The organism is Rhizobacter sp., assembly GCF_046595475.1.
Lineage (GTDB): Bacteria > Pseudomonadota > Gammaproteobacteria > Burkholderiales > Burkholderiaceae_C > Rhizobacter.
Map to the genome: position 1 here is coordinate 81,301 of NZ_JBKJOQ010000122.1, position 21,985 is coordinate 103,285.

At 65.2% G+C, this 21,985-nt stretch carries 21 protein-coding genes; 4 read left to right on the forward strand and 17 right to left on the reverse strand.

Translation table 11 applies throughout. The features are described 5' to 3' along the window. Positions 1 to 24: 24 nt before the first annotated feature. The 14 genes from AC30QB_RS22090 to gspG all read right to left on the reverse strand — a co-directional run bounded on the left by AC30QB_RS22090 (position 25) and on the right by gspG (position 14,782). Positions 25 to 1,611 carry a caspase family protein gene (locus AC30QB_RS22090; RefSeq protein ID WP_489548433.1) on the reverse strand — a complete coding sequence of 529 codons (1,587 nt, stop codon included), beginning with the start codon at positions 1,609 to 1,611 and terminating at the stop codon, positions 25 to 27. Between the two features lie 15 nt (positions 1,612 to 1,626). Beyond that, positions 1,627 to 2,691, reverse strand: coding sequence for an autotransporter outer membrane beta-barrel domain-containing protein (locus AC30QB_RS22095; RefSeq protein ID WP_489548434.1), 1,065 nt, complete (start codon positions 2,689 to 2,691; stop codon positions 1,627 to 1,629). 93 nt (positions 2,692 to 2,784) lie between these two features. Beyond that, positions 2,785 to 3,792, reverse strand: coding sequence for an AAA family ATPase (locus tag AC30QB_RS22100; RefSeq protein ID WP_489548435.1), 1,008 nt, complete (start codon positions 3,790 to 3,792; stop codon positions 2,785 to 2,787). Positions 3,793 to 4,158: 366 nt separating this feature from the next. Beyond that, positions 4,159 to 5,376, reverse strand: coding sequence for a type II secretion system inner membrane protein GspF (gene gspF / locus AC30QB_RS22105; protein ID WP_489548436.1), 1,218 nt, complete (start codon positions 5,374 to 5,376; stop codon positions 4,159 to 4,161). 106 nt (positions 5,377 to 5,482) lie between these two features. Then, complete coding sequence (gene gspE / locus AC30QB_RS22110; RefSeq protein WP_489548437.1) at positions 5,483 to 6,904, reverse strand: type II secretion system ATPase GspE; 1,422 nt, start codon at positions 6,902 to 6,904, stop codon at positions 5,483 to 5,485. 2 nt (positions 6,905 to 6,906) lie between these two features. Next, a complete protein-coding gene (gene gspD, locus AC30QB_RS22115) occupies positions 6,907 to 9,114 on the reverse strand; it encodes a type II secretion system secretin GspD (RefSeq protein WP_489548438.1) in 2,208 nt (735 codons plus the stop codon). Between the two features lie 2 nt (positions 9,115 to 9,116). Further along, entirely contained in the window at positions 9,117 to 10,010 is an 894-nt protein-coding gene (gspN, locus tag AC30QB_RS22120) for a type II secretion system protein N (protein ID WP_489548439.1), read from the reverse strand. Further along, the gene (locus AC30QB_RS22125) at positions 10,010 to 10,525 is read right to left on the reverse strand and encodes a type II secretion system protein M (RefSeq protein ID WP_489548440.1); all 516 of its coding nucleotides are present in this window, start codon (positions 10,523 to 10,525) and stop codon (positions 10,010 to 10,012) included. The genes gspN and AC30QB_RS22125 overlap by 1 nt, the downstream gene beginning before the upstream one ends. Next, on the reverse strand, positions 10,522 to 11,772 hold the full coding sequence (gspL, locus tag AC30QB_RS22130) for a type II secretion system protein GspL (protein WP_489548441.1): 1,251 nt from the start codon (positions 11,770 to 11,772) through the stop codon (positions 10,522 to 10,524). Before gspL ends, AC30QB_RS22125 begins: the two co-directional genes overlap by 4 nt. 112 nt (positions 11,773 to 11,884) lie before the next feature. Beyond that, positions 11,885 to 12,856: a type II secretion system minor pseudopilin GspK gene (gspK, locus tag AC30QB_RS22135; RefSeq protein ID WP_489548442.1), complete on the reverse strand. Its 972-nt coding sequence runs from the start codon at positions 12,854 to 12,856 to the stop codon at positions 11,885 to 11,887. Further along, entirely contained in the window at positions 12,853 to 13,503 is a 651-nt protein-coding gene (locus tag AC30QB_RS22140) for a PulJ/GspJ family protein (RefSeq protein ID WP_489548443.1), read from the reverse strand. Before AC30QB_RS22140 ends, gspK begins: the two co-directional genes overlap by 4 nt. Position 13,504: 1 nt before the next feature. Beyond that, positions 13,505 to 13,876, reverse strand: a complete 372-nt coding sequence (gene gspI, locus AC30QB_RS22145; protein ID WP_489548444.1) for a type II secretion system minor pseudopilin GspI — start codon at positions 13,874 to 13,876, stop codon at positions 13,505 to 13,507. Further along, on the reverse strand, positions 13,873 to 14,415 hold the full coding sequence (locus AC30QB_RS22150; protein ID WP_489548445.1) for a pilus assembly FimT family protein: 543 nt from the start codon (positions 14,413 to 14,415) through the stop codon (positions 13,873 to 13,875). The genes gspI and AC30QB_RS22150 overlap by 4 nt, the downstream gene beginning before the upstream one ends. Beyond that, positions 14,342 to 14,782, reverse strand: a complete 441-nt coding sequence (gene gspG / locus AC30QB_RS22155) for a type II secretion system major pseudopilin GspG (RefSeq protein ID WP_489548446.1) — start codon at positions 14,780 to 14,782, stop codon at positions 14,342 to 14,344. The genes AC30QB_RS22150 and gspG overlap by 74 nt, the downstream gene beginning before the upstream one ends. 48 nt (positions 14,783 to 14,830) lie before the next feature. Between gspG and AC30QB_RS22160 the strand changes: the two genes are divergently transcribed. Next, positions 14,831 to 15,457 carry a type II secretion system protein N gene (locus AC30QB_RS22160; protein WP_489548447.1) on the forward strand — a complete coding sequence of 209 codons (627 nt, stop codon included), beginning with the start codon at positions 14,831 to 14,833 and terminating at the stop codon, positions 15,455 to 15,457. A 5-nt stretch (positions 15,458 to 15,462) separates the two neighbouring features. Here AC30QB_RS22160 and AC30QB_RS22165 read toward each other — a convergent pair whose 3' ends face one another. Beyond that, positions 15,463 to 16,530 (reverse strand): nicotinate-nucleotide--dimethylbenzimidazole phosphoribosyltransferase, encoded by a 1,068-nt coding sequence (locus AC30QB_RS22165; RefSeq protein WP_489548448.1) that lies wholly within the window; start codon positions 16,528 to 16,530, stop codon positions 15,463 to 15,465. 49 nt (positions 16,531 to 16,579) lie between these two features. Next, a complete protein-coding gene (gene ilvA / locus AC30QB_RS22170; protein WP_489548449.1) occupies positions 16,580 to 18,151 on the reverse strand; it encodes a threonine ammonia-lyase, biosynthetic in 1,572 nt (523 codons plus the stop codon). Positions 18,152 to 18,435: 284 nt separating this feature from the next. On the opposite strand from ilvA, the gene AC30QB_RS22175 reads away from it, so the two are divergent. After that, positions 18,436 to 18,858 carry an OsmC family protein gene (locus AC30QB_RS22175; RefSeq protein WP_489548450.1) on the forward strand — a complete coding sequence of 141 codons (423 nt, stop codon included), beginning with the start codon at positions 18,436 to 18,438 and terminating at the stop codon, positions 18,856 to 18,858. Positions 18,859 to 18,880: 22 nt separating this feature from the next. Here AC30QB_RS22175 and coq7 read toward each other — a convergent pair whose 3' ends face one another. Further along, a complete protein-coding gene (gene coq7 / locus AC30QB_RS22180) occupies positions 18,881 to 19,534 on the reverse strand; it encodes a 2-polyprenyl-3-methyl-6-methoxy-1,4-benzoquinone monooxygenase (protein ID WP_489548451.1) in 654 nt (217 codons plus the stop codon). 258 nt (positions 19,535 to 19,792) lie between these two features. Between coq7 and AC30QB_RS22185 the strand changes: the two genes are divergently transcribed. Together AC30QB_RS22185 and AC30QB_RS22190 are read left to right on the forward strand one after the other, a co-directional pair. Continuing rightward, a complete protein-coding gene (locus tag AC30QB_RS22185; RefSeq protein ID WP_489548452.1) occupies positions 19,793 to 20,866 on the forward strand; it encodes a porin in 1,074 nt (357 codons plus the stop codon). Between the two features lie 109 nt (positions 20,867 to 20,975). After that, on the forward strand, positions 20,976 to 21,959 hold the full coding sequence (locus tag AC30QB_RS22190; protein ID WP_489548453.1) for an ABC transporter permease: 984 nt from the start codon (positions 20,976 to 20,978) through the stop codon (positions 21,957 to 21,959). Positions 21,960 to 21,985: the final 26 nt, after the last annotated feature.

A 21,985-nucleotide genomic window follows, 5' to 3' on the forward strand; every position in this document is an offset into this window, starting at 1 on the left:
CAGGCCGTGTTTCGTTGGTTGTGATCAATGCTTGGGCACGAAGATGAAGTCGCCTGCCTCGTGGCCTGCAAATCGAATCGGCGCGTACTGCGGCTTCTGCTGCACTTTGAGGCGCTGTGCGCGCAGACTGAAGCGCGCCGCCAGCGCATCAAAGAGGCGGCGCGTTTCGATGGGTTCGTTCACGGCCGCGAGCACGTCGAGCAGGCTGCTGGCGAAGAGCGAGTTGCGGCCGGCACCGCCGTCGACCACCGGCTCCAGCCCGCCCGAGGTGAGCGCCACGCGGGCGCGCAACTGCGAGATGGCGCGCAGCGCATCCCAGTGGCGCTCGCCCACCAGGTCGGCATCGGCCACGGGAAGCGCGGTGCGCGCCATGGTGCCCGAGTAGCACGAGTCGGCGATCACCAGCACCTGGTGCACGCCGAGCGCGTTGATCTGGTCGGTCACGTCGACCACCGACACCCAGTTGCTGCGGTTGTCACGCTCACCGTCGACCGGCACCCAGTAGCCGCGCTGGGTGCTCTCTTCCAGGTCACCGTGGCCGGCATAGAAAACGAGCAGGTTGTCTTCAGGCTTCAGGCTTGTGCGCAGCGCGTTGAAGGCGCTGAACAGCTCTCGGCGAGTGGAGTCGACCAGCATCGTCACCTGGAAGTCGTAGCGCTGCTCCAGCATGCGTTTCAGGTCTTGCGCATCGTTGACCGGGTTGTTCAGCTTGGGCCAGTGGCGGTAGGCCTGGTTGGCGATGATGAGTGCGTGGTAGCGCGTGTTGGGCAGACCGTGGCTGAGCTTGGGCAAGCTTGCGCCCGTGCCCGGGATCGCGCGAAAGCTCAGCGTAGCCTGGGTGCCTTGTCGGTCGGTGGCGGTGAGGCGCACGTCAGATGCGCCTTGAGTCAGGTCAAGCTCGGTGCGAAACATGCCTTGCGAATCGACTGCCAGCGGCTTGTTGTTGAGCATCAGCTGGCGCACGCCGGCCTCGGAGCTGACCTTGCCGCGGATCTCGCGCCGCTCGCCCTGGCCACGCAGCGGCACGACGGGCGCTGCACCGTCTTGCCCCGGTGTGGGCACCACGATGACCGGGTCAACCAGGTCGATGGTGACGCGGCCCGGCACGCCGGCCTGCCCGCTGGCCTGGCGGAACAGCCTGGCCGCGAGCAGCGGGTCGCGCTTCACGCCCAGGCCGCGTTCGTGAAGCGAGGCCAGGTTGATGAGCGCGCGGCTGTCGCCTTGCTGGCTGGCTTTGGCGTACCACTGCGCCGCGGTGGCGTAGTCGGCCACCGTGCCGATGCCGCGCTCGTACATCTCGCCGACTTGCGTTTGCGCTTCGGCCTGCCCTTGCTGGGCGAACGGCAGCCAGATGGCCAGCGCGCGAGCTGGGTCGCGGGTGGCGAGCGCAAACTCACCGCCGGCCTGTGCACATTCGTAGGCCGGCAGCTTCTGTGGGCGCCGCGCCGACAGCGAGGTGGCGAAATTGCCCAGCTGGCGCACCTGGCCGGGCAACACGCAGTCGACGATCATCAACTGCTCTTCGCTCAGGCTGGCCGGCGCCGTGGTGGGCGTGCTGCCGCACGCAGCGAGCAGCAGCGCGCTCAGGCCGGTGATGAAACTGCGGGCCATGGGCATGGGCTGCGATCAGATCTCGAACTTGAGGCCCAGGCCCAGCCGCGTTTCGCGCAGTTGGTTGGTGCCGCGTCGGTAGGACACATCGACGAAGCTGCTGACCCCACGCGTGAACTGAGCGATCACGCCGCCCGCCAGGCCAATGGAGCTGCGGCTCTCGGCGGCATCGGGGTCGAGGTCGCGCACCAGGTTGTTGGAGTTCGTTGCGGTGATGGGGCTTGCCTTCTTCCACAGCCGCTCGCGCCAGGTCGCCCGCACATAGGGAGTGAGCGTGCCGAAGCCCATGCTGTAGGGCTGCTGCAGTTGCGCGCTGAGCAGGGTGGCCAGCGTGCGCTGGCGGTGGTCGCTGACGCTGAAAGGCGGGGGGGCTGCTGCGGGGTTTGCCGCGTCGACGAAAGCCACCGCGTCGGTGCGGGTGTCGACGTACTCCAGCCCCAGCTGCGGGATGAACGCACGTGGGCCGAAGCGCCAGATGCGGCTGGCGCTGAGCCACGTGCCCCAGCTGTGGCTCAGGTTGTCGCCGCTGAACTCGCCTTGCCCGGCGCTGACGCGACGTGTTTCCAGCTGGGTGCGCATGTACGACAGCACGCCGTCGAAGGCGATGGCATTGGTGGTGAAGTAGCTGAGCGACGCGGCAAGCGAGGTGCTGTGCGTGTTGACCGTGGTGTCGCTTTGAAAGGTGTTGGTGCCGTTGATGTTGGTGGCGGTCTCGGTCTGGCTGCGTTCCACACGGCCCTTGGCCACATTGACCAGGCCGCCGAGCACCCACTGGCGTGACAGGGCGTGGTCGACGCCCACGCTGAGGCCGTAGTTGCGCACCTTCAGGGGCCCGCGGTCGTAGCGCAGCGTGGTTGCCGGACCGCCGCCGCCGCCCGCTGCCGGCAGCGGGGCATCGGCCGAGACTTGCGGCGAGGCGGCATCGTTGTTGCGCGTGCCGCGGTCTGGCTCGTCGCCGGGCTTGCAATCGTCACGCTGCTCGGGTGGGCAGTCGGCGGGGGTAGGTTGGGTCGTCTGGGCCTGGGATGCCAGGCAGGTGAGCGCGAGGGCAAGCGGCAGGGTGGTGCGGTGCAAAGACATGGCGTGGGCCTCCTGTTGGGCCGAGCTTATCGCCAACAGAAGGCTTCACCATCCCTCAAAACGCACTGAGCCGCTTTCAGCTCAGGGTTTGGTCTATTGCACGAAGCCGATGCTCGATTTTTTGAAGCCGGCTTCGGGCAAGTCGCCCGGCTCCACGCGGTCGCGGCGGGCCAGCTTGGCATTGCCGAAGGCCGTCATCCAGGCGCGGCGCATGTCGCGCGGGGCCATCTCGCACATGCAGTCGAGCACGTCGTGGTCGGGCTCGGGCGCGAAGCGGCTGCCCCAGTCGTGGTCGCTGCGGATGCTGCGGTACAGCTTGGCCGCGATGTGGCGGGCCGCCTCCCGGTCGGGTGCGAGCACCTCGTACACATTCATGCGGTTCAAGATGGGCTCGGGAATGGCGCGGCCGTCGTTGGCGGTGGCGACCCAGATCACCTGGCTGGCATCGATGGCCACTTCAGCAAACTCGTCGGTAAAACTGCCCGCCGTGTCGTGCTCAAGCAGGCTGTACAGCGCGCCCAGCGGGTCGTAGGCGTGCTCGCCGCCGGCCTTGTCAATCTCGTCGACCACCATCACCGGGTTGGCGTATTGGCCGTCGACCAGCGTCTCGAACACTTTGCCCGGGCGTGCGCCCTTCCATTGGCTGGAAGCGCCCGAGAGCACCCAGCCGGCGGTCATGGAGCTCATCGACATGAAGCCCATGCCGGTGCCCAGCAGGTGAGACAACTCGCGTGCGAAATGGGTCTTGCCGACGCCGGGCGGGCCGAGCAGCAGCAGCGGCGTGATCTCAAGTGCATCGCGGCTGTCTTCGCACAGGGCGATCTGGCGCTTGATGTCGTCGAGCACCTCAGAGAAATTGGGCAGGTCGTCGTAGAGGTAGCCCATGGCCGGCAGACCGGAGGGCTTGACCTGGAAACGCTCCGGGCCCTTCTCCAACATGCGCTCGTAGGTGGAGCGCAGGCCTTCGTGTTCCTTTTGAGGCAGCTTGTCCAGCTTCAGGCCGACCTCGTCGACTCTGTACAAGCTGCGCATGCGCGCGATCGGGATACCACCTCGCGATGAGCCTGGTGACACTGTGACCAACTGCTTGGATGCGCTCATAAAACCTCCAGAGGACGCAGACCTTCAATCCATTGAAACGCAGCCCCGGCAGGAGCAACCATCAATGAAAACCCGAAAGACCGTTCAGTTCTGCACGCAATGGCCACGCAGGAGCCATGCCAGAGCCCAAGCAACGCAAGGCGTCGATACCTCAGCCCGAACGGCAGCGAGATGTGCGACGGCTCGCACAAGCGCAGCGAAGTGCCCGCCAAGCAGGCTTCGATACCTCAGCCCCAACGGCAGTGAAATGTGCGACGGCTCGCACAAGCGCAGCGAAGTGCTCCCTCAAGCAACGCCCGCGGATCCGGCTCTGCCGGGCCGCTGGGTGGCGCCCCTCGGGGGCAGGAGCGAAGCGACTGGGGGGCCCTATTTCACCCAGGTGTTCAGCTGAATGATCGGCAGCAGCACGGCCAGCACGATCAACATCACCACGCCGCCCATGGCCACGATGAGCAAGGGCTCAAGAATGGTGGCCATGGCCATGGCGCGGCGCTGCACCTCCATGCTGGTCTGGCGCGCGGCGCGATCCAGCATCTGCGGCAATTGGCCGGTTTGCTCGCCCAAGCGGGCAAACATGGCCAAGAGACCGGGGAAGCGCTTCTTGCCGGCGAGTGCCGAGGCGAGCGGCGCGCCTTCGCGCACCTGCACCAGTGCGTCCATCGCATCGGCGCGCATCGCGCGGTTGGACAGCGTTTCGGCCGCGGCTTGCAGCGCCTTCAGGATGGGCACACCGGCACCGGCCAGCATGGCCAGCGTGCCGGAGAAGCGCGCCGAGTTGTAGCCGCGTGCGAGCTTGCCGATCAGCGGCAGGGTGAGGAAAGTGGCGTCGAACTGCTCGCGAAACACCTCGTTGCGCAGCATCAGCTTCAGGCCCACGCCGGCGCCTATTAGCAGCAGCAGCATCAACCAGCCGTAGTGGCGAATGAAGGCGCTGATGGCCAGCATCGCCACCGTGAGGCCGGGCAGCGCGCGCTTGGAGTTGGTGAACACCGAGGCCACCTGCGGCACCACGTAGGTGACGAGAAAGATCACGATCACGATGGCGATCAGCGACACGATGGCCGGGTAGAGCGTGGCGCCGATCAGCTTGGCTTGTAGCGACTGGCGTTCTTCCAGGTCGTCGGCCAGGCGCTCGAGCACGGTGCCCAGCGCGCCGCTTTGCTCACCTGCGGCCACCACGGCGCGGTAGACGTCGTCGAACTCGCGCGGTGCACTGGCGAGCGCGCGCGCAAACGTCGAGCCGGCGTTGACCTCACTGCGCAGGTGCGCCACCAGCTCGCGCTGGCGTTGGTCTTCGGCCTCGTCGCTCAAGGCGGTGAGGGCGCGCTCCAGCGGCAGGCCCGAGCCCACCAGGCCGGCGAGCTGGCGTGTCCAGACGGCCAGGCCGGTGGAGTTGAAAACCTTGCGCGTGAGGCGCAGCCCGCCGGTGGCCTGGGTGCCGGCCGAGGCGACCTGGGTCACATCGAGCGGCACCAAAGCCTGAGCACGCAGCTGCGTGCGGGCGGCCTTCAGGTTTTCGGCTTCGAGCAGGCCGGTGGTGGTTTTGCCCGCGGCGTTGAGCGCTTCGAACTTGTAGGCAGGCACGTTACTGCCCCTCGGCCGAGGAGTAGCACAGTCGATCCCCCAAGGGGGTCAAGCCCGGCTTGGGGCGGCCCGGCGCTGGGTCTCGCGTGCTTGCGATGGTCATCGTCTACTCCCGCGTCACGCGCATCACTTCTTCCGGCGAGGTGACACCTTCAGTCACCAGCCGCTCGCCGTCTTCACGCATCGAGCGCATGCCGTTGGCTTCAGCCGCCACAAAGATCTGCGACTCGGCGGCGCGGGCATGGATCAGGCCGCGCACCTTGTCGTCGGCCACCATCAGCTCGTACACACCCGTGCGGCCCTTGTAGCCGCTCTGGCCGCATTCGCCGCAGCCCACCGGGTGCCAGCGGCCGCGCGCGTCTTCTTTCTTGCAATGCGGGCAGAGCTTGCGCACCAGGCGCTGCGCCAGCACGCCCAACAGGCTGGAGCTGAGCAGGAAGGGCTCGATGCCCATGTCGGTGAGCCGCGTGACGGCGCTGGGCGCGTCGTTGGTGTGCAGCGTGGCCAGCACCAGGTGGCCGGTCAGCGAAGCCTGCACGGCGATCTGCGCGGTTTCGTAATCGCGGATTTCGCCGATCATGATCACGTCGGGGTCTTGCCGCAGGATGGCGCGCAAGGCTTTGGCGAAGGTGAGGTCGATTTTCGGGTTGACCTGCGTCTGGCCGATGCCGCCCAGCTCGTACTCCACCGGGTCTTCCACCGTCAACACGTTGGTGGTGCTGGTGTCGATGCGGCCCAGCGAGGCGTACAGCGTAGTCGTCTTGCCCGAGCCGGTGGGGCCGGTGACGAGCACGATGCCGTGCGGCTGCTGCACCAGCTTGTCGAAGCGCTGCAGCGTGTCGCCGCCCATGCCCAGGCCTTCGAGCGTGAATTTCGATTCGCCCTTGTCGAGCAAGCGCAGCACGGCGCGCTCGCCGTGCGACGAGGCCAGCGTGGACACCCGCACGTCGACTGCGCGGCCACCGATGCGCAGCGAGATGCGGCCGTCTTGCGGCAAACGCTTTTCTGAAATATCGAGCTCGGCCATGATCTTCAGGCGCGAGATCAGCGCCGCGTGCAGCGCCTTGTTGGGCTGCACCACCTCGCGCAGCGTGCCGTCGACGCGGAAGCGTACCGAGCTTGAGCGCTCGTACGGCTCGATGTGGATGTCGCTGGCACCGTCTTTCGCGGCCTGCGTGAGCAGAGCGTTGAGCATGCGGATGATGGGCGCGTCGTTGGCCGCTTCCAGCAGGTCTTCGACCGCTGGCAGGTCTTGCATCATGCGGCTCAGGTCGACCTTGCTTTCCACCTCACCGATGACGGTGGCGGCGCTCGACTCGCCGCCGGCATAGGCCACGGCGATGCGGTTGCCCAGCGTGCTGGCCGACTCGCGCTCCAGCGAGTCGATCTGGTACAGGCGCAGCACTTCGCTCAGCGCGGGCAGCGACACCGTTTCGGGTGCCCACAGCACCAGGCGCTCGCCGTCGTCTTCGAGCAGCAGCGTGTGCGCCTTGGCGTAGGCGTAGGGCAGGGGGTGGCGCGCGCCCATGATCAGTTCTTCACGGCGGCCGGGGTGGCGCCGGTTGCGGGCGCTGCAGCGGGCTGCACGCTCAGCGGCTTCTCGGTGTTGGTGACGCTGGGCAGCGTCGGCAGCACTGGCGATTCGTTGATTGGCGTCACAAAGCTGCGCTCAGGCTGCCCGCCCTGCTGCTGTGCGCGGATAAGGTCGTAGCGGTCCGTCGACAGCTTGTTGGAAGTTGCCGCGTCACGCAGCACGGTGGGCCGCAAGAAGACCATCAGGTTGGTGCGCGTCTTCTGCCGGCTCTGGCTGCGGAACAGCGCGCCGATGAGCGGGATGTCGCCCAGCAGCGGTACCTTGTTGACGGTGTCGGTAAAGCGGTCTTCGATCAGGCCGCCCAGCACAATGATCTGCCCGTCGTCGACGACGATGGTCGATTCGATGGAGCGCTTGTTGGTGGTGGGGCCTGCCGTGGTGGTGCCGGGGGCGACCTTGTCGCTCAAGCTCGATGACTCCTGGAACAGCGTCATGCGCACGACGCCGTTCTCGCCAATCTGCGGCTTGATGCGCAGCGTGATGCCCACGTCCTTGCGCTCCACCGTCTGGAAGGGGCTGGTCGTGGCCCCACCGGTGTTGGTGAATTGGCCGGTAATGAAAGGCACGTTGCTGCCGACGATGATCTTGGCTTCTTCGTTGTCCAGCGTGATCAGGTTAGGCGTGGAAATGATGTTGGTGTTGGTCTGGTTCTGCAAGGCGCGGGCGATGGCCGACAGGCCGTAAAGCCCGTTGCCCAGGTTCTTCAAGACACCGATGTTGAAGCCATTGGGCAGGCCGAGCAGTGCGGCGCCCGCCGTGGTGCGACCGCCCGCCGCAGCCACCGACAGGTCGATGATGTTGGCGCCGCCTGCATCGAAGCTGGTGCCGCCCGCGACGATGTTGGAGTCGCCCTTCTTGCCGGAAATGCCTTGCCACTGGAAGCCGAAGTCAGCGGCGTTGTCGCCGGTCACTTCGACGATCATGCTTTCGATGTAAACCTGCGCACGACGCGAATCGAGTTGTTCGATGACGGCTCGCAATTGCCGGTACACCGGCTCGGCGGCCGTGATGATGAGGGCATTGGTCGCCGGGTCGGCCTGGATCATCCCGCCGGTGGAAGGCCCGGCCGAGGGTGTGACGGGCGCGGCAGCGGCAGCGCTTTGCCCGCCGCCCCCTGCGTTGCCCGCGGAAAGGTTTGCCTGCTGGGCCGACGGGCTGGTACCTCCACCGCTCCCGCCTCCGCCGCTAGAGCCGCTGCCCCCGGCGCCGTAGGCCGCGCGCAGCACTGTTGCCAGCTTGGTCGCGTCTGCGTTCTTCAGGTACACGACGTAGATGTTGCCCATCGGGTTGTTGCCCTGGGTCGGCTGGTCGAGCTTGTCGACGATTGACTTGATGCTGGCCATGCGGGCCGGTGTGGCAGCGCGCACGATGAGCGAGTTGCTGCGCGGGTCGACCATGATCGACGAGGTGGCGCCGCCCAGGCCGGGGGCGCCGGGCACGGAGCTGCCGCCGTCGCTCAGGCGCTGCACCATGGTGGCCAGATCGGTGGCGACGGCGTACTTGAGGGCAATGATTTCCACGTCACCCGAGCTCGGCGTGTCCATCGCCGCGATGATCTTGCCGATGCGCGCCAGGTTGTCGGCGTAGTCGGTGATGACCAGCGTGTTGTTGCCTGGGTTGGCGTTGATGGTGTTGTTGGGGCTGATCAAGGGGCGCAGCACCGGCACCAGGTTGTTGGCGTTCTCGTGGCTCAGCTTGAAGATCTGCGTGAGCACCTGGTCGCCCTGGCGCGACACCGCACCGACCGACACCGTGCTCGACTGCAGCTTGGCATCGGCCTCGGGCACCACCTTGAACAGGCCGCCCGACTCCACCACCGTGAAACCCAGGCCGCGCAGGGCGGCCAGGAAGTTGAGGTAGGCCTCGCGCGGCGACAAGGGCTCTTCGCTGTACAACGTGATGCTGCCCTTGACGCGGGGATCGACGATGAATTGCTGCTTGAGGATGGCGCCCATCGCGCGGGCAACGCCTTCGATCTCGGCGTTGACGAAATTCAGCGTGACGGGCTCGCCCTTGAAGCGGGATTCTTTCGGCTGCTGGGCAAGCGCCACCGGCACCGGGGCCAGCGAGGTGCACATCATCACGGCCACCAGGGCGGCGGTGAGTGGTCGCCGAGGCGGCCTGCAGGTGGAGCGCTTGTTCATGCTTATCCGATCGAAATGACAGACACGGCGCCGCTGCGCCGGCCGATGATGTTGAGCAGGTTGTTGAGTGCAGCCTCATCGGCTTCGGTGGCTGCCTTGGCTTCGCCGCGGAAGCGCACGCCGTTGGCGCCTGCCGTGCCTTCGCCTGAGAGCTGCAAGGCGCCCTCGAGTGTGCTCAGGCGCAGTTGCGACGGGGCGCCTGCGCTGCCCGTCAAGGTGAAGCGATAGCTGCCCAGTGGCTCGAGCGTGGACACGCGCGACGAGGCTTGCAGCATCTCGATGTCGGCCTGGCCTTCTACCAGCCAGCGGCCTTGCACCGATTCAAGTTTCAGCCCTGGCGACGACAGCCGCAGCGAGCCGCCCAGCTGCAAGGTGTTCCAGGGTGTGCCCAGCCCGCCGAGAAACGCGCCCGGCCATTGGCCCACCCAATCGGGCTTGGGTGCCAGCGTGGCCGAGAAGCGGCCCAGACCGGGCTTGAGCAGCAGGCTGACGGTGCCGTTGAGGCAGCAGGCGTGCTGCATGCGCAACTCGAAGCCCAGGCCTTTCAGGCCGAGCGACCACTCCAGCCGCCCCGGCAGGGCGCTGGCGTCGCGGCTTCCCACACCACCTGTCAACACGGCCACCGCGCTGCCCGACCAGACGCTGCCGCGCGCGTCGGCCAGCTGCACACGTTGGCCGGTGGCGCTGTTGACGGCGCTGGCCAGCCAGGTGGCGGGCGCAAAGACGATGAGCCCGATCAAGAGGCCTAGCACGACGCCGCCCATGGCCCAGCGTGAGGCTGCGTTGCGGGACTTTTCCCACGCCATTTCGGCATACGACGATTCTTGCCAGTGCGTGGGCACGGCGCTCGAAGCAAAGCGGCGGCGAATGCCACGGCGAGCGGGTTGGCGCGCCATCACTGGCTCCCTCCGATGGTGAGGACGATGGTGCCGGCGTAGCCCTGCTGCCCTTTGGAGAGCTGGGCCTCGACCGGCCGGGCACGCGCACCGCTGCGCGCCTCGGTCAGCCAGGCGCGCAAGGTTTCGCCGGTCACGCCGCTCAAGGTGAGCGTGGCGCGATCGCCTTGCACCGCGATGCGGCCTTTCTCGCCCAGGCGATCGGTGGCCGACTTGAGGGCGAGTGCGGCCTGTGTGGCCGGAACCGGCGCCGCACCGCGCAGCTCGCGTGATTCAACTGCCATGCGCTGCATGGATTGGAGCTTGGCATCGAGCTCGTCAATCTGCGCCGGGGTTTCGCGCAGCGTACGCAGGGCCGGAGCCACCGCGATCATCCAGACGACGGCAATGCCGATGGCGACGCCGGCCAGCGTGAGGCCCAGCCGCTCACGGGGCGGCAGTGCACGCCAGCGCTCGGAGGCCTCGGTGCTCAGCGCCTTGAGCGGGGTGGGGAGGGTGATGGTGCGGGCTTTCACAGGCGCCCCGGGTTGGCGTTGGAGGGCGAGCGGCTCACGGTCACGCGGCCATCGATGGCCTCGACCTGCCAGCCGCTCGGGCGCAATTGATTGCGGAACTGCTCGATCTCGGAGGGGTCCCAGCCCGTGGCCGACAGGGTGAGCTTGCCGGGCTCGTAGCGCAGCGTGTCTACCTGAGGGCGGCCGCCGGGCCAGGCGCCGGCCGCGGCCTGCAGCATGGGTTCGAGATCGGTTTCACCGGGCTTGCCGGCCGCTGCGCGCAGGGTGTCGGTCTCGCGCTGCATCTGCAGCGGGGCATCGAGCACGCCACGCACTTGCGGGTGGGTGGTCTGCAGCAGCCGCACCATGGCCTGGCGCTTGCCTTCGACGGCGCTGTGCTGGTGCGAAGCCCACAGGTTGAGGCCCACCAGCTGCACCCCCACCAGGGCGATCAGCCCGTAGCGCATGGGCTTCCAGGCGGGGTTGAGAAACTGGCGCCACACATCGCGCAGGGCCCGGGTGCCGCGGTTCTTGCGAGCGAGCGTGAACTGACGCAGGTTCCACAGCGAGCGCGACGCCTGCAGCGCGCGCTGCGGCCAGTCCATCACGGTAACGGGTGCGCCCAGCCAGCGCTCGGCTGCCGAAGCGGTGGCCGGCGTGGCGCTCCAGCGCACGCCTTCTGGCAAGGGTGTGGGCAGCAGGGCGCGCGCCAGGGTGCCCTGTAGGGCGATCTGGGCAACGCCATCGGCATGGGCCCAGGTGAGCGTGGCGCCTTGTGAAGGGTCGCCCAGCTCGGCGAAGTGGCCGGTGGGTGGCTCGTCGGGCCATGACATTGGCACCACGCGGTCAATGAACACATGCGCCTTTTCGAGCACCGCCAACTCGCCGGTGAGCCAGTTGCGGTCGACCGCAGCCACCCAGGTGGGCTGGCCTGCGGTGGCGTTGGGCGCAACAGCGATGTGCACGCTCGAGGCTTCTTCGAGCAAGGCTTCTTCGAGCACGCCCATCAAGGCCGCCGGCAGGCGCGCAGCGGGTGCCTTGGGCAGGGTGATGCGGTGCCAGCTCACGTCGGTGTCGGACAGCACGGCCACAGCGCCCGCCGCCTTGGGCAACAGCGCCACGGCGCAACGGCCCTGCGAAGTCAGGTCGATGCCGTTGGGGCTCAGGACGTAGGCGTACTCGGTGCCGAGGCCTTCAAGCGCAGGGCGGTCCGGGTCACGGGCTTGCAGCCGGGGGCGCGATGGGATTTGAACGACAAGCGTACTCATACAGGGTGCGAGGGTAGCGGAAATGTAAGTGCACGGACGTACAAACCTACCCGAATCAACAGCTTGCGGCGTGTTCTTGTAGTGTTCGTTGCAACGGGTCTCAGCATCTCTTTCAGCGCCCGCTGTCGGTGGAGTTGATGCGCTCGCTGGTCAACACCGTGATGGTTCGCTGGTTGCGCTCGACCAGCGAGCGTTGCTCCAGCACACGGTCTGACAGCCGCAAGCGGCCACGCACTTCGAAGAAGCGCGACTGGACGCCGACGCCCGCCAGGCTTTCTGCGTTGGTGCCGGGCAACTGGCTCTGGATGTCTTGGGGGCTCTTGAAGGGCGTGCGTTGCCGGTATTGCACCAGGCGTTCCGCATCGCCCACGTTGAGCCCTGGGATCATCGCCGCGATCACTTCGCGTCCCGCGGTGTTGATGTTGACGGTGGTGCGGTCGCGCAGCATCACGATGTGAGGCTCCAGGCGTTGCAGGGCTTGCGTGTCGATGCCGAGCCAGGTGAGCTGCGAAATGCGCCTGGGCGCGAGTGGTGGGTCGTTCACCGCACCCGGTGCGCCGGCCGGGGTGTAGGCGGCTTTCAAGCCGTTGACGAGCAGGTCGGCCACGGTGACGCTGACGTTGACGTTCTCGCACAGTCGGCGCAGCGCGTTCACGTCGGGTTCGGACACCTTGCCGCTGGCATCGACGAGGTTGCCCAAGTTGAAGCGCGCCTGCGCGTCGGTGATGCTGCCGGAGAGAAACGCCTCGGGCGCGTCGTCGGTGTTGTCTTTGTCGGCAGCCAGGAAGGTGGAGAGGCGCGCTTCGGCCAGCGGCACCGCCCAGGGCTCGCCGAGGTGGTCGACCTGCGCGGCGGAGGGTCGTGCGTCTTCCTTCAGGATCAGCCCGGCCCAGTCGAGCGCTCCCAACAGTATCCAGGCCGACTGGGAGCGCGAGCGTTCGGCCGTTTCGACCTGCACGGCGCGCCACTGCTGCCACACCATCGACACCGCCAGCGTGGCGATCAGGGTGACGATGATCATCGCCAGCAGCAAGGCCGCGCCGCGCTGGCGGGCGCGTGGTCGATGGGTGCGCAGCGGCTTCATTGCGGGCCGAGCGCGATTTCTCGCGTCACGCTGCCATTGAAGCCACTGCCTTCGCCGAAGCTGAGCACCAGTCGCACCGCCTTCAGCGGGTCGGCGTTGACTGGGGGTGCGCTCGCGCCCACGGCGGGTGCGAGTGCGGTGTCGCCGGCGCTTGACTGGCAGTTGCTCCAGGCATTGCCGCGATAGCAGTACGCCTGCCACTCGGTGATGCCGGTCAGCGTGCGCAATTGCCCTGCTTCATTGCCGATGAATTGCTGCGTGCTCAACCAACTTTCTTGCAGCGCCTTCACGGTGGTGACTGGCGGACCGGCCCAGCGCAGCCAGGTGCCCCCGCGCAAGGACCACACGACGAGCTGCAGGCCTTGGGGCGCACGCCGTGTGAGGCGCATCGAGATGCCGTCAAAACTGGGCAGGGGCTGCGGGATGGCACCACTGTCTTGCGTAGCTGCCAGGTCTTGCTCGAACTGGGCGATCACGGTGTTCAGGCGCAGCAACTGTTCGAGCCGCCCCTGGCTTGCGGCGCGCGTGCGCACGATGCCGTCAACGCCTTGCCACGCCATGACGGCCAGGATGGCCATGATCATCATGGCCACCAGCACTTCAATGAGCGTGAAGCCGCGCGGGGCGTGGTGGTGGCGTGCGTGCATGTCAGCGCCCGAGCACGGTAGACAGGGTGAGTACAGGGCGGTCGTCTTCGTTGAAGATTTGTGCGTCGGCCCGCAGGAAGTTGGGGTTGGGTGTGCGGCGTGAGATCAGTTTTCCTTTGTAGGCCACGCCAAACTGCTCGCAGGTGAAGTCGATTTCGGTGGGCACCTGGAAGAACTTGGTGAGCTTGAGCTCGGTGAGCTCGTTTTCAGCGCACCACTGTGCCGACGTGACCTCGACGATGCGCTGCGCGTTGTCGGTCAGCGCGCCGGCAGCCTTCATGCCAGCGCCCAGGGTCACCGCCACGATGGCCAGGGCGACCATCACCTCGATGAGCGTGAAGCCGCGTGTGCGGCAGGGCAGTAGCGGCTTCATGGCTGTTGCGCCGCCGGGTCGCCGTCGACCACGACAAAAGGGCCGAGGCCATCGCTTGCCACGGCCAGGCGCTGGTCTTCGAGCCGCAGCACGATGCGCTGCGGCGGAATCAAGGGCTCGGGGCCGAGCACGACGGCGCGCGCGCCGACGATCTCGGCCGAGACTCCGCTGCCCAGCCAGTGACTGGGGAATTCGCTCGCCGTGGTGAGGCCGACGAATTGAAAGCCTTCGGAATTGGGCTCGGCGCCGTGCGGCTCCCAGCGCACTGTCATGCCCGACGCACGCGACTCGGCGCGGGCCGATTCGAGCAAGGCCACCAGGCGAGCGGCTTCGTTTTCGAGCTGGGTGCCCGCGGGGTCGCGCAGCGACAGGGTCATCAAGCCCGAAGCAATGGCGATGAGCGCCACAACGACCAGCAGTTCGATCAGGGTAAAGCCCCTGACGAATGACCGCCTCGCTTGGGGCCTATTGCCAGGAGCCGATTTCAGCGTCTTTGCCTTCGCCACCGATCTGGCCGTCGGCACCCAAGCTGTACACATCGATCTCACCTTTCACGCCGGGGTTGGCGTACTGGTATGGCTTGCCCCAGGGATCGTTCTGGAGTTTGGGCACATAGGGCTTCCAGTTGGGGGGAATGATGCCCGTTGTGGGCTTGGTCACCAGTGCCTGCAGGCCTTGGTCACCAGAGGGGTAGCGCTGGTTGTCGAGCTTGTACAGCTTGAGCGCTTGCATGATGTTGTTGACATCGGTGCGTGCGGCGGTCACTCGCGCATCGTCTGCGCGGTCGAGCACATTGGGTGCGATCAAGGCGGCCAGCACGCCGATGATCACCAGCACCACCATCAGCTCAATGAGGGTGAAGCCGCGGGCGCGGCGCGGCGCGGGAAGCTTGGCAAAAGAGTTCATGACTTGCACGGATGGCGGGCGGTTGAGGCGTTGAATGATAATCGTCCGATGATTGCGCGATTGTCAGCTTTCGTGATTTGGGCCTTGGTGGCTGCGGGGACCGTGTTCTGGGGCATGCGCCTGCTCGTGCGCGCCGACCCAGTACCGGCCAATGCGGTGGTCGTCGGCGAAACCACACAGGTACGTGGTGATCTTTCGCGCCTGCTCGGCGCGGAGCCTGTGGCCTCGGTGGCCTTGGCACCCCAGGCCAGCAGTCGCTTCAAGCTGCTGGGTGTGATGGCCGCGAAGCCCAGCCCGTCAGGCATGACGCCTGGTGTGGCCTTGATCTCGATCGACGGCAAACCGGCCCGCGCCTTCAAGGCCGGTGCCCAGCTCGAAGATCAACTGGTGTTGAAGAATGTGAGCCTGCGCACCGCGTCTATCGGCGCTGCCGAAGGCAACACGTCGTTTGTGCTTGAGATTCCGGTGCTGCCCCCGCCTGCCACGGGGTCATTGCCCCGGGTGGGAAGTGAGCCGACCTCCATGCCTGCCCCTGCTCAGCCTCGACCCGCACCGCCTGCACGTGCGCAAAGGCCGGTGCAGGCCATCAACCCCGCTACCGCGCCAGCACCCGTGCCGCCAGCCGGCGCGCGCGCGCCGCGGCCGGGCATGGGCGACCCCAACGCGTCTCGCTGAAGCCTTTACGGGCGACCTGGGTCCGATGACGGGCCGATGTCTGCTGGCTGTGAGGGCCCTGCATCCTCGCCTTCGGCCACTTCGGTCAGCAGGGCCGCCGAGCTCATCACCAGCGGGAAAGCCAGCGTGGCACCGGTGCCGTCGGTGCTTTCCATGCCCAGCTCGAGCAGCGCGAGTGTTTTGAACAGGCCCAGCGTGGCCGACAGGCCCGGGTGGCCGTGGCTGCGGCAGAACACGCAGTAGTCGGTCACGGTGGGTGCGATGCGCGCTGCCACCATCAGCGCTGCGCAGGCCGGCATGCCATCGACCATCACGAGGCGCCGCTTGCTCGACGCCACCAGCATCACGCCGACCATCATGGCGATCTCGAAACCACCGTAGGCTGCCAGTACCTCGACCGGATCGGTGAGTTCCCGATGCCGGGTTTGCGCCGCCTGCAGCACCATCATCACGCGCGTTTCGTCTTCCGACGTCATGGCGGGCGTCATCACCAGGTTGTGTATCGGCTCGCCGGACAGGGCGGTCAACACCAGTGCGGCGCTTTCATGTGAGCCCACACCTATGCCTGCGCAGGCGATGAGGTTGCCCACCATCGAGTCGGCGATCTCCATGCCGGCCCGGATGGCGGCGTGTGCTTGGTCGAGCGTCATGGCCATGTTGACGCGCGCATTGCGCGTGCCGTGGGCAATCTTGCGGGCCATGAGCCTTGGGTGCGGCGCCACGGCTTCGGCCACGCCGCAGTCGACCACATTGAGATCCATGCCTTGCTGGCGAGCGAACACCGACACTGGCAGTTGCGAGGTGAGCACGCTGTTGACCAGACGCGCCGTGGACGATTGGCCGGCCGCACCGATGCCATCCACCGCCAGGCCGTGGTCGGAGGCGAACAAGACGATTTGTGGCGCCTTGAAGCGCGGCTTGAGGGAGTTTTGAACCAAGCCAAGGCGGATCGCCAAGGGCTCAAGCTCGCCCAGCTTGCCGGTGGTTTCGCTGCGCCGCTTGAGTTTGTCGCGCAGCGCCCGCTCAAGCAGCGGGTTGGCGGTGGGGGAGATGAGCGATCGACTGACAGGCATGGGCTGGGATTGTGAGGCAGTGCCGCTTTCAGGCACAACGCGCTGCGTATCAGCGCAGAAACAACTGGTAGGCGGGATTTTCGGTTTCGTCGACCCACGGGTAGGTGAGCCCCTGCAGGAAGTCTTTGAAAACCTTCTTGTCGCCGCGCGGCACCTGGATGCCGACCAGGATGCGACCATAGTCAGCGCCCTGGTTGCGGTAGTGGAAGAGGCTGATGTTCCACCCCGGGTGCATGCTGGAGAGGAACTGCATCAGCGCCCCCGGCCGCTCTGGGAAAACGAAGCGGAACAGGCGCTCGTCGCGTGCGAGCTCGCTGCGACCGCCGACCATGTGCCGCAGGTGTTGCTTGGCGAGCTCGTCGTGGGTCAGGTCGACGGTGGCGAAGCCGTGCTTGGCGAAGCTGCGGGTGAGCTTGTCTGACTCGCCGCGGTTGCTGGTCGCAAGGCCGACGAATACATGGGCCTTCTTCTCGTCGGAAATGCGGTAGTTGAACTCGGTGACGCTGCGCGGCCCGATCAGCTCGCAAAAGCGCTTGAAGCTGCCGCGAGCCTCGGGGATGGTCACAGCGAACACCGCTTCTCGCTCTTCGCCCACCTCGGCCCGCTCGGCCACGAAGCGCAGCCGATCGAAATTCATGTTGGCGCCGCAGGTGATGGCCACCAGCGTCTTGCCCTTGAGCTTGTGCGTTTCGGCGTATTGCTTGATGGCAGCCACACCGAGGGCGCCTGCGGGCTCCAGGATGCTGCGCGTATCTTGAAACACGTCTTTGATGGCGGCGCACACAGCGTCTGTGTCGACCACGACGAAATCGTCGACCAGGGCGCGTGTGAGGCGAAAGGTTTCTTCGCCGACGAGCTTGACGGCTGTGCCGTCAGAGAACAGGCCCACGTCATTCAGTTGCACGCGCTTGCCGGCTTTGACCGAGCGCACCATGGCGTCTGAATCGGTGGTCTGAACGCCGATGACCTTGATCTCTGGACGCACCGACTTGATGTAGGCCGCCACCCCCGAGATCAAACCGCCGCCACCGATGGCCACGAACACGGCGTCGATCGGCGCCTGGTGCTGGCGCAGGATCTCGACCGCGATGGTGCCTTGTCCGGCGATCACGTCGGGGTCGTCGAAGGGGTGCACGAAGGTCAGGCCGTGCTGCCGTTCGAGCTCGAGCGCATGCACATAGGCGTCGGAATAGCTTTCGCCGTGCAACACCACGTCGCCACCCAAGGCACGCACCGCGTCAATCTTGAGCTTGGGCGTGGTTGTGGGCATCACGATCAAGGCCTTGCAACCCAGCTTGTGCGCTCCCAGCGCGACACCTTGTGCGTGGTTGCCGGCAGAGGCGCAGATCACGCCCCGCTTGAGCTGTACGGCGTTCAGCCCCGACATCTTGTTGTATGCACCGCGCAGCTTGAAGCTGAACACAGGCTGCGTGTCTTCACGTTTGAGCCAGACCTGGTTGCCTACACGCTTGGACAAGCTCTTGGCGAGCTCCAACGGCGACTCGATGGCCACGTCGTACACGCGGGCCGTGAGGATTTTTTGCAGGTAACCGGCGAGCCCGAGTTCATCGTCGCGGCTCTTGGCGCGGCGTGGCTTTGCGGGGCGAACGGGGCCGGTCATGGCGTCTCCTGCAGGGGGTGGTTTCTGGGCGCCGGATGATACGGTGCGACCCAGAAAAAAACCCAAGGCATCGCTGCCTTGGGTTGAATCCACCAATGGAGGAGGTGGAGGAGACAAACGGTTGGTGTTAACGGAAATACACGCTGAACGCCAGTGCGCGAAGTGTATCTTGGAGTTATGTTGCGCTGCAATATTTTTTCCGCATTTGCATGTGTGATCCGACGCACTTTTGGGGAGCCGCACAATCACCATTTTGGTGATCGATTCAGCAGGCGGAGTTCGAGATGGAATGCACGATCAATTGGGTGGCCGCAAGCGGCATGGCCTTCATGGCTGAAACGGGCAGCGGCCACGTGTTGATGATGGACGGCGCACCGGATGGGGGCGGTCGAAATCTCGCTCCGAGACCGATGGAAACGGTGCTTGCCGGAACGGGTGGCTGCACAGCCTATGACGTGGTGTTGATCCTGCAGCGTGGGCGGCACAAGGTTTCGGGCTGCCAGGTCAAGCTGACCTCAGAGCGCGCTGCCACAGATCCAAAGGTGTTCACCCGCATTCACATGCACTTCGTCGTGACAGGCAAGGCGTTGCCCGAGGCGGCGGTGCAGCGGGCGATCGAGATGTCGCACCAGAAGTATTGCTCGGCCAGCATCATGCTGGCGAAGACTGCCGAGATCACCACCAGCCACGAGATCGCCGAGGCTTGACGCTAAGCGTTTAGCACTGTGCTCAAAAATGATGGGCGGTGGTCGTCATCACCTTTGCGGCGGCGCGCATCGCCCAACGCACTGGGGCTGGCAGGTTGGCGGCACCCGCTTGCCGCGCTTGCGCACCGTGGCGCGCTTCGTCTTCTTTCATCCGTTCCACAATGGCTCTTGAAGCCAAGTCTGCCGCCGGGAGTTTGTCGAGATGGGACGCGAGGTGTTGTTCAACTTGCGCTTCTGTCTCTACGACGAAGCCCAGGCTGACCCGATCGCTGATTCGCCCTGCCACCCACCCGATGCCGAAGGCTCCTGCGTACCACACAGGGTTCAGCAGACTGGGTCGTGCGTTGAGTTCGCGCAGGCGGTGATGCGTCCAGGCCAGGTGATCTGTCTCCTCACGAGCAGCTTCTCGAAAACTCGCGCGCAAGAATGGATCTCGTGTCGCCAAAGCCTGAGCGCTATACAGCGCTTGCGCACAGACTTCGCCCACGTGATTCACGCGCATCAACGATGCCGACAGCTTCGAATCAGGCGCATCGAGAGATGTCTTCGTCGCCGGGGGCTGCGGCGCGGGCCGTGCTGCTGTGCTGACGCCTGAGAGCGTGCGCAACGCGATGTCTGCGGCGCTAAGCCAGTCGTCGACGGCCGATCTCTTTCTCGTGATCTTGATGGAACTCATGCCCCCGAGATTACCCTAGGTGAAAAATGCCTTTCGAAGGCATTCCCGAACATGAATTCATGGGTGATTCCGGCGCTTGTGAATGGCATTTTTTCTCGTTGTTCGCCCACAACAATTGGCTCTATTTCAGTCGTGAACCTTTGCAACGCCTTCGGCCCTCTGGTGCAATACGCCAACTTCCGCTGAGGAGTTCGGCCTGGCTTCCCCGAAAGGGAGGGAATGCCCGGGACCCCTTGTTCAACCTAGGAGATAGTCGCAATGAAAAAATCTCTTCTCGCTCTCGCAGTGCTGGGCGCGTTCGCTGGTGTTGCTTCGGCTCAATCGTCTGTGACCATCTACGGTCAGATTGACCAAGGCATCACCAAGGGCAATGGCGGCACCGCTCCGAATAACGGCGCCAATGGCACCTCGGAGGCATGGCAACTCAAGCAAGCGCACGGCTCACGTCTGGGCTTCCGTGGTAACGAAGACCTGGGTGGCGGCATGTCTGCCCAGTTCCTCATCGAGCACCGCTTTGCTCCCGATACCGGCCAGGTCAACCCGAGCGCTGTGACCGCAAACCCCAATTTTTGGGATGGCGGCAGCTACGTGCAATTGACCAGTGCTGCTGCTGGTAGCGTGTATTTCGGTCGCTGGTATACCCCGGCGTTCTGGATTGCACTCAAGACCGACCCGTTCGGCTGGGACGGTGTTGCACAGGTGGGGTCGAAGGCGTGGGCCGGCTTCCTTACTCCGACCACCAATGGCGGTGGTGTGCGCACTGCCAACACGGTCGGCTACAAGACGCCGAACTTGGGTGGCTTCACTGCAAATGCGGCAGTAGGCTTGAGTGAAGGAAATGTTGGCCGCGACACCGGCTTCAATGCCGAGTACACGGCTGGTCCGATCTACGCGGGCCTCGGCTACGAAAAGGTTTCACGCTCTGGCACCCTGGCGGCTGGTCAAACTGCTGCCGGTAACTCGGTTGACGGCAACTCGTTGGTCAATGTTGGCTTTGCCTACAACCTCGGTTTCATTCGCCCCATCGTGTACTTCGGTCGCAGCAAGACGGGTGTGGGCAGTGTCAATACCAACAAGATCGTTGAAGTCGCCCTGACGGCGCCTATTGGCCCGGGCGTCCTGAAGGCAGCGTTTTTCCGCCTGAAGCCACAAGACGACAAGACCGAGCAGAAAATCGGTGTTGGCTACGACTACTTCCTGAGCAAGCGGACTCGTCTGTACGCAGACTATTCCCAGGCGAAGAAGGACGGCGTCAACGCCGCTGCTCTCCCCGCAGGGACCGGCTACTCGAACAACAGCGCCTTCAACGTGGGCGTTCGCCACGACTTCTGATTCAGCGTTCGTGCTCGTCGCGCGAACTTGAATTCAAGGCCACCTTCGGGTGGCCTTTTTCATGGCGTCAGCGGCGAATGCATCAGCTCGATGTAAAACACTGCTCCAGATGCTTGCCTTTATCCTTCATCGTTTTGTTCAGGCCATCGGCGTCATGCTGGCGGTAGCCTTTATTGCGTTCATGCTCTTCCAGTACGTAGGCGATCCCGTCACGAATCTCTTGGGGCAGGACGCAACGCCGGCGCAGCGCGAGCAGCTGCGTGTGGATCTGGGTCTGGACAAGCCATTCCCCCTGCAGTTTGCGCATTTCATTGGCAACGCAGTGCAGGGTGAGTTCGGCTTGAGTTTGCGTCAGGGCCGCAAAGTCTCATCCCTTTTGGCTGAGAGATTTCCCGCGACGTTGGAGCTTTCTCTTGTCGCAGCCTTCCTGGCTTTGGCGGTGGGCATCCCGCTTGGTGTGTATGCGGCTTTACGACGTGGAAGCGCCGGCGCGCAACTGGTCATGATGCTGTCGTTGCTGGGGGTCTCCTTGCCAACCTTTCTGATCGGCATCCTGCTTATCCTGGTGTTCGCGGTGCTATTGCAGTGGTTGCCCAGCTTCGGCCGGGGCGAGCTGACAGATCTGGGCGGCTGGGTCACGGGCTTCTTTACCCTGGATGGCTGGAAGCACCTCATCCTGCCCGCTTCCACGTTGGCGATATTCCAGCTGGCGCTCATCATGCGTTTGGTGCGTGCCGAGATGCTCGAAGTCTTGCGCACCGATTTCATTCGATTCGCGCGCGCGCGCGGTCTGCCAAACCGCACCGTGTACTTCGGCCATGCACTGAAGAACACCTTGGTGCCGGTCATCACCATCACCGGCCTGCAGTTGGGCTCCTTGATTGCCTTCTCGATCATCACCGAGCAGGTTTTTCAGTGGCCAGGCATGGGCCTGTTGTTCATTCAGGCAGTAACCTTCGCCGACATTCCGGTGATGGCTGCATATCTCTGTGTCATTGCGCTGGTGTTCGTCGCTATCAATTTGGTGGTGGACCTGCTGTACTTTGTGGTCGATCCGCGGTTGCGCGCCGAGCCTTCCGGCAATGCTCATTGACATCTCATTCAAGACAAGGAGCACGT

Excerpts from the sequence above, each read along its gene's own strand:
- coq7 (WP_489548451.1), bottom strand. The coding sequence starts at position 19,534 with ATGAGTTCCATCAAGATCACGAGAAAGAGATCGGCCGTCGACGACTGG.
- gspL (WP_489548441.1), bottom strand. The coding sequence starts at position 11,772 with ATGAGTACGCTTGTCGTTCAAATCCCATCGCGCCCCCGGCTGCAAGCC.
- AC30QB_RS22100 (WP_489548435.1), bottom strand. The coding sequence starts at position 3,792 with ATGAGCGCATCCAAGCAGTTGGTCACAGTGTCACCAGGCTCATCGCGA.
- gspE (WP_489548437.1), bottom strand. The coding sequence starts at position 6,904 with ATGGGCGCGCGCCACCCCCTGCCCTACGCCTACGCCAAGGCGCACACG.
- AC30QB_RS22150 (WP_489548445.1), bottom strand. The coding sequence starts at position 14,415 with ATGTGTACAGCTTGGGTGCCGACGGCCAGATCGGTGGCGAAGGCAAAG.
- ilvA (WP_489548449.1), bottom strand. The coding sequence starts at position 18,151 with ATGACCGGCCCCGTTCGCCCCGCAAAGCCACGCCGCGCCAAGAGCCGC.
- AC30QB_RS22185 (WP_489548452.1), top strand. The coding sequence starts at position 19,793 with ATGAAAAAATCTCTTCTCGCTCTCGCAGTGCTGGGCGCGTTCGCTGGT.
- AC30QB_RS22160 (WP_489548447.1), top strand. The coding sequence starts at position 14,831 with ATGATTGCGCGATTGTCAGCTTTCGTGATTTGGGCCTTGGTGGCTGCG.
- AC30QB_RS22090 (WP_489548433.1), bottom strand. The coding sequence starts at position 1,611 with ATGGCCCGCAGTTTCATCACCGGCCTGAGCGCGCTGCTGCTCGCTGCG.
- gspD (WP_489548438.1), bottom strand. The coding sequence starts at position 9,114 with ATGAACAAGCGCTCCACCTGCAGGCCGCCTCGGCGACCACTCACCGCC.
- gspK (WP_489548442.1), bottom strand. The coding sequence starts at position 12,856 with ATGAAGCCGCTGCGCACCCATCGACCACGCGCCCGCCAGCGCGGCGCG.
- AC30QB_RS22190 (WP_489548453.1), top strand. The coding sequence starts at position 20,976 with ATGCTTGCCTTTATCCTTCATCGTTTTGTTCAGGCCATCGGCGTCATG.
- gspG (WP_489548446.1), bottom strand. The coding sequence starts at position 14,782 with ATGAACTCTTTTGCCAAGCTTCCCGCGCCGCGCCGCGCCCGCGGCTTC.
- gspI (WP_489548444.1), bottom strand. The coding sequence starts at position 13,876 with ATGAAGCCGCTACTGCCCTGCCGCACACGCGGCTTCACGCTCATCGAG.
- AC30QB_RS22165 (WP_489548448.1), bottom strand. The coding sequence starts at position 16,530 with ATGCCTGTCAGTCGATCGCTCATCTCCCCCACCGCCAACCCGCTGCTT.
- AC30QB_RS22095 (WP_489548434.1), bottom strand. The coding sequence starts at position 2,691 with ATGTCTTTGCACCGCACCACCCTGCCGCTTGCCCTCGCGCTCACCTGC.
- AC30QB_RS22175 (WP_489548450.1), top strand. The coding sequence starts at position 18,436 with ATGGAATGCACGATCAATTGGGTGGCCGCAAGCGGCATGGCCTTCATG.
- gspN (WP_489548439.1), bottom strand. The coding sequence starts at position 10,010 with ATGGCGCGCCAACCCGCTCGCCGTGGCATTCGCCGCCGCTTTGCTTCG.
- AC30QB_RS22140 (WP_489548443.1), bottom strand. The coding sequence starts at position 13,503 with ATGCACGCACGCCACCACCACGCCCCGCGCGGCTTCACGCTCATTGAA.